The sequence below is a fragment of the Cupriavidus sp. SK-3 genome, from assembly GCF_000611145.1.
Lineage (GTDB): Bacteria > Pseudomonadota > Gammaproteobacteria > Burkholderiales > Burkholderiaceae > Cupriavidus.
In genome coordinates this window covers 17,715-31,078 of the sequence record NZ_JFJV02000228.1, presented here as the reverse complement: position 1 = coordinate 31,078, position 13,364 = coordinate 17,715, and the positions used below count along the sequence as shown (strand labels likewise).

9 protein-coding genes are annotated in these 13,364 nt (G+C 64.5%); 6 read left to right on the top strand and 3 right to left on the bottom strand.

The window, feature by feature from the left end; genetic code table 11:
- Positions 1-25 precede the first annotated feature (25 nt).
- Together CF70_RS23210 and CF70_RS23205 are read left to right on the top strand one after the other, a co-directional pair.
- Complete coding sequence (locus CF70_RS23210; protein ID WP_035870277.1) at positions 26-1,024, top strand: Bug family tripartite tricarboxylate transporter substrate binding protein; 999 nt, start codon at positions 26-28, stop codon at positions 1,022-1,024.
- A 153-nt stretch (positions 1,025-1,177) separates the two neighbouring features.
- The gene (locus CF70_RS23205) at positions 1,178-1,675 is read left to right on the top strand and encodes a MarR family winged helix-turn-helix transcriptional regulator (RefSeq protein WP_035870275.1); all 498 of its coding nucleotides are present in this window, start codon (positions 1,178-1,180) and stop codon (positions 1,673-1,675) included.
- A gap of 292 nt (positions 1,676-1,967) precedes the next feature.
- On the opposite strand, the gene CF70_RS23200 is transcribed toward CF70_RS23205, so the two are convergent.
- Positions 1,968-2,957, bottom strand: a complete 990-nt coding sequence (locus tag CF70_RS23200; protein ID WP_035870273.1) for a Bug family tripartite tricarboxylate transporter substrate binding protein — start codon at positions 2,955-2,957, stop codon at positions 1,968-1,970.
- A gap of 347 nt (positions 2,958-3,304) precedes the next feature.
- Between CF70_RS23200 and CF70_RS23195 the strand changes: the two genes are divergently transcribed.
- From CF70_RS23195 to CF70_RS23185, 3 genes are read left to right on the top strand one after another with little or no spacing between them, the layout of a single operon-like run.
- Positions 3,305-4,510, top strand: a complete 1,206-nt coding sequence (locus CF70_RS23195; protein WP_035870272.1) for an acetyl-CoA C-acetyltransferase — start codon at positions 3,305-3,307, stop codon at positions 4,508-4,510.
- A 51-nt stretch (positions 4,511-4,561) separates the two neighbouring features.
- Positions 4,562-6,715 carry a 3-hydroxyacyl-CoA dehydrogenase NAD-binding domain-containing protein gene (locus CF70_RS23190; protein WP_035870270.1) on the top strand — a complete coding sequence of 718 codons (2,154 nt, stop codon included), beginning with the start codon at positions 4,562-4,564 and terminating at the stop codon, positions 6,713-6,715.
- On the top strand, positions 6,712-7,872 hold the full coding sequence (locus tag CF70_RS23185) for an acyl-CoA dehydrogenase family protein (protein ID WP_035870268.1): 1,161 nt from the start codon (positions 6,712-6,714) through the stop codon (positions 7,870-7,872). Before CF70_RS23190 ends, CF70_RS23185 begins: the two co-directional genes overlap by 4 nt.
- Positions 7,873-7,943: 71 nt before the next feature.
- Here the strand turns inward: CF70_RS23185 and CF70_RS23180 are convergent, their stop codons facing one another.
- Positions 7,944-9,101, bottom strand: a complete 1,158-nt coding sequence (locus tag CF70_RS23180; protein ID WP_035870266.1) for an acyl-CoA dehydrogenase family protein — start codon at positions 9,099-9,101, stop codon at positions 7,944-7,946.
- A 254-nt stretch (positions 9,102-9,355) separates the two neighbouring features.
- Here CF70_RS23180 and CF70_RS23175 point away from each other — a divergent pair, with 254 nt between their 5' ends.
- Positions 9,356-12,052 carry a LuxR C-terminal-related transcriptional regulator gene (locus tag CF70_RS23175; protein WP_035870264.1) on the top strand — a complete coding sequence of 899 codons (2,697 nt, stop codon included), beginning with the start codon at positions 9,356-9,358 and terminating at the stop codon, positions 12,050-12,052.
- 40 nt (positions 12,053-12,092) lie between these two features.
- Here CF70_RS23175 and CF70_RS23170 read toward each other — a convergent pair whose 3' ends face one another.
- Positions 12,093-13,361 carry an ABC transporter substrate-binding protein gene (locus CF70_RS23170; protein ID WP_235185178.1) on the bottom strand — a complete coding sequence of 423 codons (1,269 nt, stop codon included), beginning with the start codon at positions 13,359-13,361 and terminating at the stop codon, positions 12,093-12,095.
- Between the last annotated feature and the right edge of the window lie 3 nt (positions 13,362-13,364).

Below are 13,364 nucleotides of genomic sequence, written 5' to 3'. Positions count from 1 at the left end.
GCACTATATAAAGAGAGGAGACACCATGAGACGCCCCCCCAACCATCTCGCACGGCGCAAGCTGTGCCTATGCCTGTGCCTGACGGCCGCCGCATTCGCCCCAACGGCGGCGCCGGCAGGCGCTGATCCCTGGCCTAACAAGGCAATCCGGCTGATCGTTCCCTATGCGCCGGGCGGTCTGCCCGACACCGTTGCCCGTATCCTGTCGCAGCAATTGACACAACGGCTGGGCAAGCCATTCGTGGTCGAGAATCGTCCCGGCGCCAACGGCGTGGTAGCTGCGCAGGCGCTCAAGACGAGTCCCGCCGACGGCTATACCTTTCTGGTCACCGACGGGTCGATGATGACAATCAACCCTGCGATCTACAAGGACCTGTCCTATGAGCCCAAGCGCGATTTCGTGCCGGTCTCATTGGCGGCGAGATCTCCGTTGTTTCTGGCAGTCAATGCCCGTGTGCCGGCAAACTCGCTTCAATCATTCATTGCTCTTGCAAAGTCGAAGCCTGGCCAGCTCAACTACGGCTCGTCCGGCATAGGGAGCACGCATCAACTATCGATGGAAGCGCTGAAGGCCTCACTCAAGATCGATATCAGGCACATTCCCTTCCGCGGCTCAGGCCAATCCGTCCCGGCGCTGATCGGGGACCAGGTGCAAGTGGTGTTCGCCGCCTTGCCCTCGCTATCGGGCTTCGTGAAGTCTGGCCAGGTGAAGATCCTTGGCACCAACTCACTGCAGCGGTCCAGGCTCGCACCGCAGATTCCGGCGATCTCGGAAGTGGTGCCCGGGTACGACTATGCCGTGACCGTTGGCGTGCTCGCGGCGACGGGAACGCCTGAGGCCGTGGTGAAGCAGATGGCAGACGCCGTCGCGAATGCCGTCAAGATGCCCGAAGTCATCGCGCAGTTGCACGTCGCTGGCATAGAGCCGGTGGGTGGGTCGAGCGCGGACTACGCCAAGGCGCTCAGCGACGAGACAGCGCGCTATGCCGAAGCCATCAAGATGGCCCAGGTAGTCGCCGAGTAGCATGATCCTGTCAGCGGATATCCGGCAGCCACATCGCCGGATCCGCTCTCGCGGTCTCCACCTGCCGATCCGTGTCCGCGCAGTCCATTTCCGGCATGATGTTAATATTAGGCTCATAAACAAATTCCTCTTGAAGAGCCTCCGGACCTTTCCATGCCGAGCAACACCAGAGATACCGAAATTGCCAGTCGCATGCTGCGGCACTGGCACGAAGCAGTCCCCAACGATCGGATGGCACATCTCGTCAAGGACGCAACGCGGGGATTCTTGCGAGCGCTGCAGACGAGGCTTGCCCGCCACGATGTGCAGTTGGGGCACTGGACCTTCCTGCGCATCCTATGGGAGCGCGACGGCCTGACGAAGCGCGAGCTCAGCATAGAGGCAGGCGTGATGGAACCCACCACGGTAGTCGCCCTCAAAGCCATGGAAAAACTGGGTTACGTCAGTCTCGAGCAGCGGCCCGACAACCGCAAGAATATCTACGTGTTCCTGACGCCTCTGGGCAGGAAGCTGAAGAAGCTGCTTGTTCCGCTTGCCGAAGAAGTCAACGCATTGGCACTGAATGGCATTCCGGCCAAGGAAGTGGAGACGACTCGCCGTGCGCTGCTCCTGATGATCAACAATCTCGGTGCCGATGCCCAGGCGGAGTAGCTCCGGCTGCCCGGATTAAGCCGCCGTGTAACCCGCATCAGTTGCCATGGCGCTGCCAATCACCGAGGCAGCGCCTGCCGAACTCAGCCAGGGGATGCCAGAAACCATTTCCTCCGGCGTGCTGTATCGCCCTGGCGGATATCTCGCGCCGGCTTCTGAAGGTGCGGCGCCTGATCGTCCCCCGCCCTCCCCCGTCGACATCCGGGCGATCCGGACCTTCGCGCAAGACCACAGGCTTCGGACATTGACGTCCACGGTGCGATGGCAGATATCCTCATCCTCCTCCAGAAAATTACTGCTCTATAACAACCCCGGAGCGATTTACCATCCCGCGCCAAGCCTCCATGTCCCGCCTCATTTGTGGCGCGAACGCATTACCATTGGTCCAATTTATAATCACGTCCATATCCTCCAGGTACTTTCTCTCGACCGGGTTGTCGAGGAATGCCTTGATAGCCATGCTCAGACGGCCTGCAATTTCCGGCGGTACGTTCGCCGGTGCCAAAAAGGCATACCAGCCTCCCCCATAGCTCATCTCGTTGTGCCCTTGCTCGGCAAACGTCGGCACATTTGGCAGTGAGGCCACCCGCTTTTCGCCGATAACGGCAATGGGCGTGAGCTTGCCGGAGAGCAGATAGCTCTTGGCAGCAAACACGGAAAACAATCCCATCTCAATCTGGCCACCAAGCAGATCAGTAAGGGCAGGAGTCTCCCCTTTGTACAATGCCCCGGTCATTCCCAGATCATTCTCCTTATTGAAAATCTCCAAAATCACCTGCGGTCCGGTTGACCCTGCGCCATAGCTCCAGCGCTTACCTCGAGCGGCTTTAACGAATTCATCGACATTCTTTACGCCCAAATCCGGACGAACCACAACAACCGTTGCGCTTAGTCCGATCCTGCCCAGAGGCGTGAAATCTTTCAGCGGATCATAGGCGACCTTCTTGAAATGAATTGGATTCTGGATATGAGAGGTCTGCGCGAGGAGAATCGTATAGCCGTCCGGTGGGGCCTTCGCGACGGCAAGGGTTCCGATGATTGTGCTGGCGCCGGGGCGATTCTCCACGACTATCTGCTGGCCGAGCTGTTCCGCCACGTTCTTTGCAAATCGGCGCGCGATAGCGTCGGCAACTCCGCCAGGGGCGACTGGCACCACGAGCTTGATAGGGTGATCCGGCCACGTCCCGCGTTGAGCCATTGCCGGCTTCTGCATCGATGCCAGCGCTGCCATGCTCAGCCCGCTCAAGATAAAACGGCGCTTCTTGCTGACAAGATCTTTCATTCTTTCTCCCCCTGATTGTCATGCGGGTCTCCTCATCGCGATGCATCGCACCGTGAGCACCTGGGCCTCCCGAAACAATTATGCTTATGGCCCTAACAATATCCGAATGCGGACTTACCCTAGTCACGCCCCAGTTCAGGCTGCTGAAGTACCTCATGTGGAGGCTGGGAGATGTCTGCCGATGCTGCCTCGGAGGCCGGGCAGACCGAAGCCCACCGAATATTCATCCCTTTGAACGAGGCGAGTCGCCCGGGCGGCACAACATAATCCTTTCGCAAAATATGTGGTACCGCGGAGGCCGCGCGCGCTTGCCGCCCGGTCCGAACCCATGCAGACCAGGAATCGAAATGAACGAAGCCTTTCTTTATGACGCCGTCCGAACGCCGCGCGGCAGGGGCCGCGACACCGGAGCCTTGCGCGACATCACGCCTGTCTCGCTCGCCGTGCAGACGCTGCGTGCGCTGCGCGAGCGCCATGAGCTGGATCCGACACTGATCGAGGAAGCGGGCCTGGGCATTGTCATGCCCCTGGGCGAACAAGGTGCCGACCTGACGCGCATCGCGTTGCTGGCAGCGGGCTACGGCGAGAGCGTGCCGGGCTACCAGCTCAACCGCTTCTGTGTATCCGGCCTCGATACCGTCAACCAGGCCGCGGCGGCGATCATGGCCGGCCAGATCGAAGCGGCCCTCGGCGGCGGCGTCGAATCGATGTCGCGCGTGCCCATCGGCTCGGATGGCGGTGCAATCTATACCGATCCGTCCATTACGCGGCAGTTTCCCTACATGCCGAATGGCGTGGCGGCCGACCTGATAGCCACCCTGGAGGGCCTGACGCGTCACGACGTGGACGCGTACGCGTTGGAGAGCCAGAAGCGCGCGGCGCATGCGAGCCAGCAAGGTCATTTTGACCGATCGCTGATTCCGGTGCGCAACGTGATCGGCGACGTCGTCCTGGCGCGGGATGAAGCCGTCCGGCCCGAGACCAGCATGGAAGGCCTCAAGAAGCTGGCGCCTGCGTTTGCCGGCGCCGGAAAGCAGGGTTTCGACGCGATCGCCCTGCAGCGCTATCCGGAACTGGAGCAGATCGAGCATATCCACACAAGCGGAAACGCCAGCGCCATTGTCGATGGCGCCGCCGTGGTGCTGGTCGGCAGCAAGGCGTTCGGCGAACGCGCCGGCCTGAGGCCGCGCGCCCGCATCCGCCACTTTGCCTCGCTTGGCAGCGATCCCGACATGAACCTGGGGGGGCCGGTCCCCGTCACGAAGAAGCTGCTGGCGCGCAGCGGCTTGCGCATTGCCGACATCGATCTCTTCGAAGTCAATGAGGCGTTCTCCGTCGTACCGCTGGTATTCATGCGGGCCTTCGATATCGACCACGCGAAGGTCAACGTCAATGGCGGTGCGATTGCGCTGGGCCATCCGCTGGGTGCGACCGGTGCCATGCTGCTGGGCACGCTGCTCGACGAACTGGAGCGTCGCGACCTGCACCGTGGGCTGGTTACCTTGTGCGCTGCTGCCGGCCAGGCCACCGCGACGCTGATCGAGCGTGTTTAACCTGCGGACTATGGTCAAGCCATACCGCACCCCCAATCAGGAAACGTACTGATGAAGCCCATTTCCGTTTCCGTCGATCAAGACGGGATTGCACTGATTACAATCGACTGCGCCGATCGGCCCGTCAACGTCTATACGCCGGCCTTGACGGCTGGGATGAGCGAGGCGGTCGAGCACGTGCTGGCCAACGACGCGATCGTCGGCGCCATCATCACTTCCGGCAAGGACGGCTTCCTCGCCGGCGCCGACCTCAACGCGGTGCTTGGCCGGCTGGAGGCAGCGCTGACGCAGGGGCGAAGCGCGCTGCCCGGCTTCGTCGCCGAGAACCTTTTCATGCGCCGCATGGAGACCGGCGGCAAGCCGTTCGCTGCCGCCATCAACGGCACGGCGCTCGGCGGCGGGCTGGAGCTTTGCCTGGCCTGCCACTACCGCGTGCTGTCGGATGCGCCCAATACGCGCGTCGGGCTGCCGGAAGTCGGGGTCGGCCTATTGCCGGCCGGTGGCGGAACCCAGCGCCTGCCACGCCTGCTCGGGATCGAAGCCGCGTTGCCGCTGCTGCTGGATGGCACCCCCCTCGCCCCCGAGCGCGCGCTGGCGCTCGGCGTCGTGGATGAGATCGCACCATGCGCGGAGCTGGTAATGCGCGCCAAGCGCTGGCTGCTGGCCAATCGCGGTGCGCGCCAGCCCTGGGACCGGGACGGCTACCGCCTGCCAGGGGGCGCCGGCGCGCTGGCCGAGCATGCGTTGCGCAGCTTCCATACCGGCATCGCGCAAGTCCGCAGCCGTACGCACGGCAACTATCCGGCGCCGCTGGCGATTCTTTCGGCGGTTTATGAAGGCACGCAGCTTCCCTTCGACCGCGGCATGGCGATCGAAGCTCAGTACTTCGCGCAACTCGCCGCAGACCCGGTCGCACGCAACCTCGTCCGCACGCAGTTCGTCAACCGCAAGCGCTACGAGCGGCTTGCGCACCGTCCGCAGGGCATTCCCCAGGGGGCGGCACAACGGCTCGGGATTCTCGGCGCAGGCATGATGGGGGCAGGCATCGCGTTCGCCGCTGCGCGGGCCGGCATCGAAGTGGTACTGCTCGATGCCACACGCGAGCAAGCGGCCGCTGGCCGGCTCCGCGCCATGGAGATGGCAACCCGCGCGGCGGTGTCAACGACGCAAAGCGAACCCACGCAGCACGCCGGCAAGCTGATTCACGCGACGGCGCATTACGGCGACCTCGACGGTTGCGACTTCGTGATCGAAGCCGTGTTCGAAGACCGCGCTGTCAAGGCCGATGTGATCGCCCGTGCGCTGACCGTGCTATCGCCCACGGCAATCTTTGCTTCGAATACGTCCACTTTGCCCATCACCAGCCTGGCCACGGGCACCGGCCGGCCGGAGCGCTTCATCGGCATGCATTTCTTCTCCCCGGTGGACCGCATGCCTTTGCTGGAGATCATCCTGGGCGAGCGGACATCGCGCGAAACCCTGGCGCACGCGATGGACCTGGCTGCCCGGCTGAGGAAGACGCCCATCGTGGTCAATGACAGCCCGGGCTTCTACACCAGCCGCATCTTCTGCGCATACGTCGACGAGGCAATGGCGATGCTTGCCGAGGGTGTCAAGCCGGCGCTGATCGAAAACGCCGCCCGCATGGCCGGCATGGCGGTGAGCCCGTTGGCCGTGCTGGACGAAGTGTCGCTGGACCTGCAGCAGCGCGTGGTCAGGCAGGCCGAGGCGGACGGTGTGCCCGAGCCGCTGCGCCGCATCCACGCACAGCCGGTCATCGCCCGCATGAATGCCATTGACAGGCTGGGCCGCAAGCGCGGCGGCGGATTCTACGACTACCCGGAGGGCGGCAGGAAGCACCTGTGGCCGGGACTGGCGCAAGCGTACCCGGCGGCGCGACAGCAACCCGGACTGGAAGAAGTGAAGCGGCGTCTCCTGCATGTCCAGGCATTGGAATCGGTCCGTTGCATGGAAGAAGGCGTGATCTCGGCGCCGGAAGACGCAGACATTGGCGCCATCCTTGGGCTCGGTTTCCCGGCATGGACTGGCGGGCCTCTGTCGCTGGTCGACACCATTGGCGTACGCGCCTTCGTGCTTGCCTGCGATGCGCTTGCCGATGCTTACGGCTCCCGGTTCCGGCCTACGCAGGCCCTTCGCGAACGCGCACGGCGCGGCGAGCCGTTCTACAGCAAGGAGGCGGCATGAGCACGAAACGGAGAATCTTCGAGCCCGAGCACGACCAGTTCCGCGACGCGGTGGCACGGTTCATCCGCAAGGAGGTGGCGCCGCATGTCGATGCCTGGCGCAAGAGCGGGTGTTGTGACCGTACCGTCTTCGAGAAGGCCGGCGAGCAGGGCCTGTTGCTGATGTGGGCCGCCGAGCAGTATGGGGGCGCCGGCATGGCGGACTTCCGCTACGAACAGATCCTGTACGAAGAGATGATCCGGCATGGCGACATCGGCGTGTTCTTTACGCTGCATTCACGGCTGGTAGCGCCATACATCGCACGCCTGGGCAATGATGAACAGAAGGCGCGGCTGCTGCCCGATGCGGCAAGCGGCAAGCGCATCCTTGCCATTGCCATGACCGAGCCCGGAACAGGCTCGGACCTGGCGGGCATCCAGGCGCGCGCGCGGAAAGCCGACGGCGGCTGGCTGCTGCAGGGCACGAAGACGTATATCTCGAACGGGCTGAATGCCGATGCGGTCATCGTGGTGGCCCGCACCGATCCGGCCCAGCCACGCGCCTTCGGGCTCTTCCTGGTGGAACGCGGCATGCCCGGCTTCGAGCGGGGGCGCAAGCTGGACAAGCTTGGCCTTGACGCGCAGGACACGGCAGAACTGTTCTTCGACAACGTATTCGTACCGGATGCCAACCTGCTGGGTGACCCCGCGAAGGGGCTTGGCTACCTGGCGGAAGGACTGGCGGAAGAACGGTTGCTCAGTGCCTGCCAGTCGGTCGCGCACGCGCAGGTGGCGCTGGACCTGACGCTGGACTATGTGAAGGCGCGACGTGCGTTCGGCCGTCCGCTGGGCGCTTTCCAGAACACACGGTTCGCACTGGCGCGCAAGCATGCGGAACTCGACGCGATGCAGTCCTGGATCGACACACTGGTCATTGAGCACAACGCCGGGCGGCTGGATGCGCCGACGGCCGCCTCGGCCAAGCTGCTGACTTCGGAACTGGAGAATCGCCTGATCGACGATTGCCTGCAGTTCCACGGCGGAGCCGGCTATATGGACGAATACCGGATCAGCCGTATGTACCGCGATGCGCGAGTGTCGCGGATCTATGCGGGAAGCTCGGAGATCATGCTGGAGATTGTCGGCCGCTCGCTGGGGTTGTCGGAGCGCATGGCCTAGCGCACGGGTCTTCTCCGTACAGGCCGACAGAAGAATACGGGCGTTTCCGGCCAACGGAAACGCCCGGATTCCTATCCCCGCGCGATGCGGTTCGCCATGCTCCAGCGATGGACTTCCGAAGGGCCGTCGTAGATGCGGAATGCGCGCATGTCCCGGAAAATGCGGGCGACGATGGTCTCGTCGGTTACGCCGCTGCCACCCAGCACCTGGACAGAGCGATCCACGATGCGCCACAGGGCTTCGGAACAGATCACCTTGGCCTGGCTTGACTCGTGCCGGCCTTTTTCGCCCTGGTCCAGGACCCAGGCGCAATGCCAGATGGTCAGCCGGGCAATGTGCAGTTCCATCTCGTTGTCGGCAAGCATGAAGCCCACGCCTTCGTGCTCGACCAGGCTACGGCCGAACGCGCGGCGCTGCCGGGCATAGTCAGCCGCCACGTCATGGGCGCGCCGTGCCGCGCCAAGCCAGCGCATGCAGTGGGTAAGGCGGGCGGGGGCGAGACGCAACTGCGCATAGCGAAAGCCTTCCCCCACCTTGCCGAGGACATCGGTGGCCGGCACGCGCAGCTTGTCGAACCGCACGACGGCATGCCCGCCGGTGAAGCAGGTGTCGAGGGCATCCATCTGGCGCTCGATTTCCACGCCCGGCTGGTCCATGTCGGCAAGGAACATCGTTGCCGTGCCGTCTTCCATGCGCGCCATGATGATGGCGAAGGTGGCGCCCGTGGCACCGGTAATGAACCACTTGCGGCCGGTGATGAGGTAGTCGTCGCCATCCTGGACCGCGACGGTCTGGAGCATGGAGGGGTCCGCTCCGGCACCTGGCGACGGCTCCGTCATGCAAAAGCAGGAGCGTGTGTGCCCGTCGATCAGCGGTTGCAGCCAGCGCTTCTTCTGCGCCGGCGTCGCCACGATTTCCATCAGATGGATATTGCCCTCGTCGGGGGCGTGGATGTTCAGCGCGACCGGACCAAGAGGCGAATACCCCGCTTCTTCGAACACAATCGCCTTGTCGGCATGGCTCAGGCCAAGGCCGCCTGCTTCCTTCGAGGCGTGCGGCGTCAACAGGCCGGCGGCGCGGGCTTTTGCAACCAGTTCCGCGCGGAGCGCTTCGGTGGGTCCGTGCGCGGTCTGCCTGGGATCGCGCTCCATCGGCATGATGTGTTCCGCGATGAACTCGCGGGTGCGTGCCTGCAAGGCCTGCTGCGCGGCATTCAAACTGAAGTCCATATTCGTCTCGCTCTGGTGCTGTGGTGACGCCTGCCGGTGTGCGGCCGGCAGGCGGGTACACGCTTGGGCCGGGCCAAGCCGGGGTGCCGCCAAGGTTAGCGCCTGCGCACGGGCGATACTTCATCCAAAGGGACGATTTTCCCGCATTGTCGCGTCGATACCGGCAGAGCACGCCATGACCGGCACAGGATAGCGCCATGAGCGGATAGAATCCACGCTTATCCCAACCAGTAGCGAAGTCCACCCGGATTGCCATGCGTACCCCGCCCGCCAAGTTCCTTGTTCCCCAGCGACTGCGCACGCACCTGACCCGGGACCGCCTGGCGGCGCCCGTCATACAGGCCAGCGATGCGCGGCTCGTTTCGGTGCAGGCGCCGGCCGGCTTTGGCAAGACGAACACCATGCTCGATATCCATGCGGCGTGTGTGGCCGCCGGCATGCGTACGGCGTGGTGCCAGTTGGGGGCCGCGGATAACGACTTCTCCATTTTCCTGGCATCCCTGAACGTGGCGGTGGATGCCCTGTGCGAAGGGAACGAAGACGTGATCGCGGCCGGGCAGGACGGTTTGCCGACGGATACGCTGGTCGACCGGTTGACGCGCTTCCCGATGCCATTCGCCATATTCATCGATGACTTCGAGGCGCTGCACAACCCGGCCGCGCTGGAATTCCTGCGCCAGCTGATCGGACAGTTGCCGGCGCACGGCAAGTTCGTGGTCGGCTCGCGCGGCACACCGGAACTGGGGCTCGGCAGGCTGCGGGCCCACGGCCGGCTGCTCGAGATCACGACCGACGCATTGCGCTTCACCCTCGAAGAGACAGGCGCCTACCTGCGCGAGCGCATCGGGCAAAGCGTTTCCAAGGAAGACCTGCGCAAGCTGCACCTGCGCACGGAGGGCTGGGTCGTGGCGATCTGGCTGGCGGTACTGGCCATGCAGCGCTGCGAGGATGTTTCGGCGTTCATCGGTACATTCTCCGGCTCCGACGCAGCCGTGGCGGACTACCTGGCCGAAGACGTGCTCTCGCGCCAGTCGCCCGAAGTGCAGGATTTCCTGTTGAAGACATCGCTGCTGGGTCCGTTCAGCGCCGAACTCTGCAATGCGGTGACCGGGCGCGGCGACGGCACCGCGATGCTGGAACGGCTCGCGCACGAGAATCTGTTCCTTACCAGCCTCGATGCGGCCGGCCAGTGGTACCGCTATCACAGCCTGTTCTCCGACTTTCTCAAGGCACGGTTGACGCAACTGCACGGCGGCGTGGAGATCGCCAGGCTGCACCGCCTGGCGAGCGAGTGGTTTGTCGGACAAGGCCGGCCGGTGCCCGCCATCGAGCACGCGCTCAAGGCGGAAGACTTCTGCGCCGCACTGGACTTGCTGCAGCAGCACGCCGACCCGCTGCTTTGGCAGGGACGGGTCCGCCTGCTGGCACGCTGGTTTGAATGCCTGCCGCCCGACAGCCTGTCGAACCGTCCACGGCTCAGGCTGGTGCAGGCCTGGGCGCTGACCTTCCTGCATCGCGGCGACAAGGCATTGCGCATGCTCGAAGACATGCGCGACGCCGGCGAGCGCGATGCCGAGATTGCCGCGCACATGCTTGCGCTGCATGCCTTTATCCTGGCGCTGGGCGACAAACTCGACCAGGCCTACACCGCATGGCAGGACTGCTTGCGCAAGCTCTCCCCAAGCCACGTGTTTCCCTATGGCGTGCAACTCAATTCACTGGCGTCCTGCCATATCTACCTGGGTCACTTCGAGCAGGCGCGCCGGATGCTGGACAGCAGCCGGCAGGTCCACGCCGGCATCGGCGGCGGGGCGAACATGCGCGTGGCGCATTGCCTGGACGGATCGATCGACCTGGTCCAGGGCCGGTTGCGGCAGGCGCTGACACGCTACCGCGGCGCGCACGAACCCGACGCGAGCCGGGGCGAACAGCGCGTGGACGGGCAGGAGATCGCCGGGGCCTTCCTGGCCGAAGCCCTCTATGAATCGGGACGCAGCGATCAGGCGCAGCGCTTGCTGAGCGCCTACCTGCCGCTGATCCGCGAGGCGGCCTATATCGATCCGCTCATTGTCACCTTTGTGCTGTTATGCCGGGGTGCGCTAGCTGACGGCCGCGAGGAGGACGCGATGTTGTGGCTGCACGACTGCGAGCAGATGGGCTACCGGACCGGGCTGTTGCGCATGGTCGCCAACGCGCGGCTGGAGCGTTCACGCATCGCGGTGCAGCGCGGCGACCGCGATGGCGCGGAACTGGAACTGGCGGCGGCGCAGGCGCTGCGCGCCTGGTCGTTCGGCCCGGAGTTCGTGCCGCATGCCAACGACGTCGAGACCGTGGAACTGGCGCATTGCAGGCTGGAGATCGCGTTTGGCAACCCCGCCGGCGCCGCGCAAGCGCTGCGCGAGGCGCTGGCGCTGGCCCAGGCAGCACAGCGAGGGCGCCGGGCACTGAAGCTGCGCATCCTGCTGGCAACGGCATTGCAGGCCGCGGGCGACAGTGCGCTTGCGCTGCAGGAGCTGGCGCCGGCACTGGAATTCGGCGCCAGCGAAGGCTTCGTCAGTACGTTCATCGACGAGGGCGAGCCGGTGGCTCGCATGATAGGCGCGGTGGGCGCAGCCGGGACGCGCGGTGGCCCGCAGCTGTCGCCGGCGGCCCGCGGCCTGGTGGCGCAACTCGCCGGCATGTTTGCCGAGCGCACCGGCGCCGCACCGGAGGGGGCAGTGCCAGCCATGGCGAACGCCCATCCGGTGCAGGATGGCCAGGGCCTGACCAAGAAGGAACTGAAGGTGCTCCACCTGCTGGCCGACGGGATGGCGAACAAGGAAATGGCGGTCCGGCTTTTTGTCTCGGAAACGACCGTCAAGACGCACCTGCGCAGCATCAATGCCAAGCTCGGCGCTTCGTCGCGCACGCACGCCGTGGCCGTCGCGCGCAAACTGGGGCTGATCGCCTGACGACGCCGGCGCTGTGCAACAACGCCGGCACGTTCGCGGATCAGGTCTTCTGCGGCTTGACGTACTTGCAGCTGGACTGCGATAGCGGGCGGAAGGCCTTGTCGGCCGGGATGGTCGCGCGCAGCGTGTAGTAGTCCCACGCGTATTTGGCGTCCTCGGGCTTCTTGACCTCGAACAGGTACATGTCGTGGACCATGCGGCCGTCTTCGCGGATGCGGCCGTTCTTGGCGAACACATCGTTGACCGGCATCGCCTTCATGGCTGCCACAGTTGCCTTCGCCTCGTCGGTCCCCGCGGCATTGACACCTTTCAGGTAGTGGAGCACTGCCGAGTAGGTACCGACCTGAACCATGGTTGGCATTTTCTTCTGCTTTTCGAAGAAGCGGCGCGACCACGCGCGCGTCTCCTCATTGCGATCCCAGTAGAAGCCGTCGGTCAGATACATGCCCTTGGTCGATTTCAGGCCCAGCCCGTGAATGTCGGTGATATGGATCAGCGACGCGGCCATGATCTGCTTGGGTGTGACGCCAAATTGCGCGGCCTGCTTGACAAGGTTCGCCGAGTCGCCGGCCGCATTGGCCATGCCGATGACCTCGGCCTTGGAGGCCTGGGCCTGCACGATCTGCGACGAGAAATCGGCTGCGCCGAGTGGGTGCTTCGCGCCACCCACGACCTTGCCGCCGGCAGCCTTCAGCGCTTCCTCGAACCCGTTGCGCAGTGCCTTGCCGCCGGCGTAGTCGGCCTCGATGAAATACCAGGTCTTGTGACCCGCATCGGTAATGGCGCGCGCGGTGCCCTGGCCTTGGGAGTACTCGTCGTAAGCCCAGTGAAGCGTAGTGGGCATGCAGTCCTCATTGGTGATGCGCAGCGAGGCGGGTCCGGTGGGGATGACCACGCGATTCTTCTCGGCTGCGAGGTTCATCACAGCCAGTGTCACGGCTGAGGAAGGCAAGTCCACTATCATGTCGACACCCTCGCGGTCGAACCACGTGCGCGCGATATTGGCCCCAACATCCGGCTTGAGTTGCATGTCGCCGGAAACCAGCTTGACGTTGAAGGCGGGCTTGGCCTGCGCCGTAAAGTCGTCGATCGCCATCTGTGCGGCCAGCACCGAGCCGCGCCCACTTGCATCCGCGTAGATGCCTGACAGATCCGTCAGCACGCCGATGCGGACTTCGCCATCCGACAGGCCAGCGGGCTGCGCGGCGGCGGATGCCAGGCCGGGCGCCGCGCCAGCCAGCATCAGCGCCAACAGGACAGACAGTGAAAGCTGGGGGCGGGATCCTGCCCGGGATTGCTGCGATTTCATGCG

Bases quoted from the DNA above. Each gene is read 5' to 3' on its own strand.
- CF70_RS23210 (WP_035870277.1), top strand. From the start codon at position 26: ATGAGACGCCCCCCCAACCATCTCGCACGGCGCAAGCTGTGCCTATGC.
- CF70_RS23205 (WP_035870275.1), top strand. From the start codon at position 1,178: ATGCCGAGCAACACCAGAGATACCGAAATTGCCAGTCGCATGCTGCGG.
- CF70_RS23200 (WP_035870273.1), bottom strand. From the start codon at position 2,957: ATGAAAGATCTTGTCAGCAAGAAGCGCCGTTTTATCTTGAGCGGGCTG.
- CF70_RS23195 (WP_035870272.1), top strand. From the start codon at position 3,305: ATGAACGAAGCCTTTCTTTATGACGCCGTCCGAACGCCGCGCGGCAGG.
- CF70_RS23190 (WP_035870270.1), top strand. From the start codon at position 4,562: ATGAAGCCCATTTCCGTTTCCGTCGATCAAGACGGGATTGCACTGATT.
- CF70_RS23185 (WP_035870268.1), top strand. From the start codon at position 6,712: ATGAGCACGAAACGGAGAATCTTCGAGCCCGAGCACGACCAGTTCCGC.
- CF70_RS23180 (WP_035870266.1), bottom strand. From the start codon at position 9,101: ATGGACTTCAGTTTGAATGCCGCGCAGCAGGCCTTGCAGGCACGCACC.
- CF70_RS23175 (WP_035870264.1), top strand. From the start codon at position 9,356: ATGCGTACCCCGCCCGCCAAGTTCCTTGTTCCCCAGCGACTGCGCACG.
- CF70_RS23170 (WP_235185178.1), bottom strand. From the start codon at position 13,361: ATGAAATCGCAGCAATCCCGGGCAGGATCCCGCCCCCAGCTTTCACTG.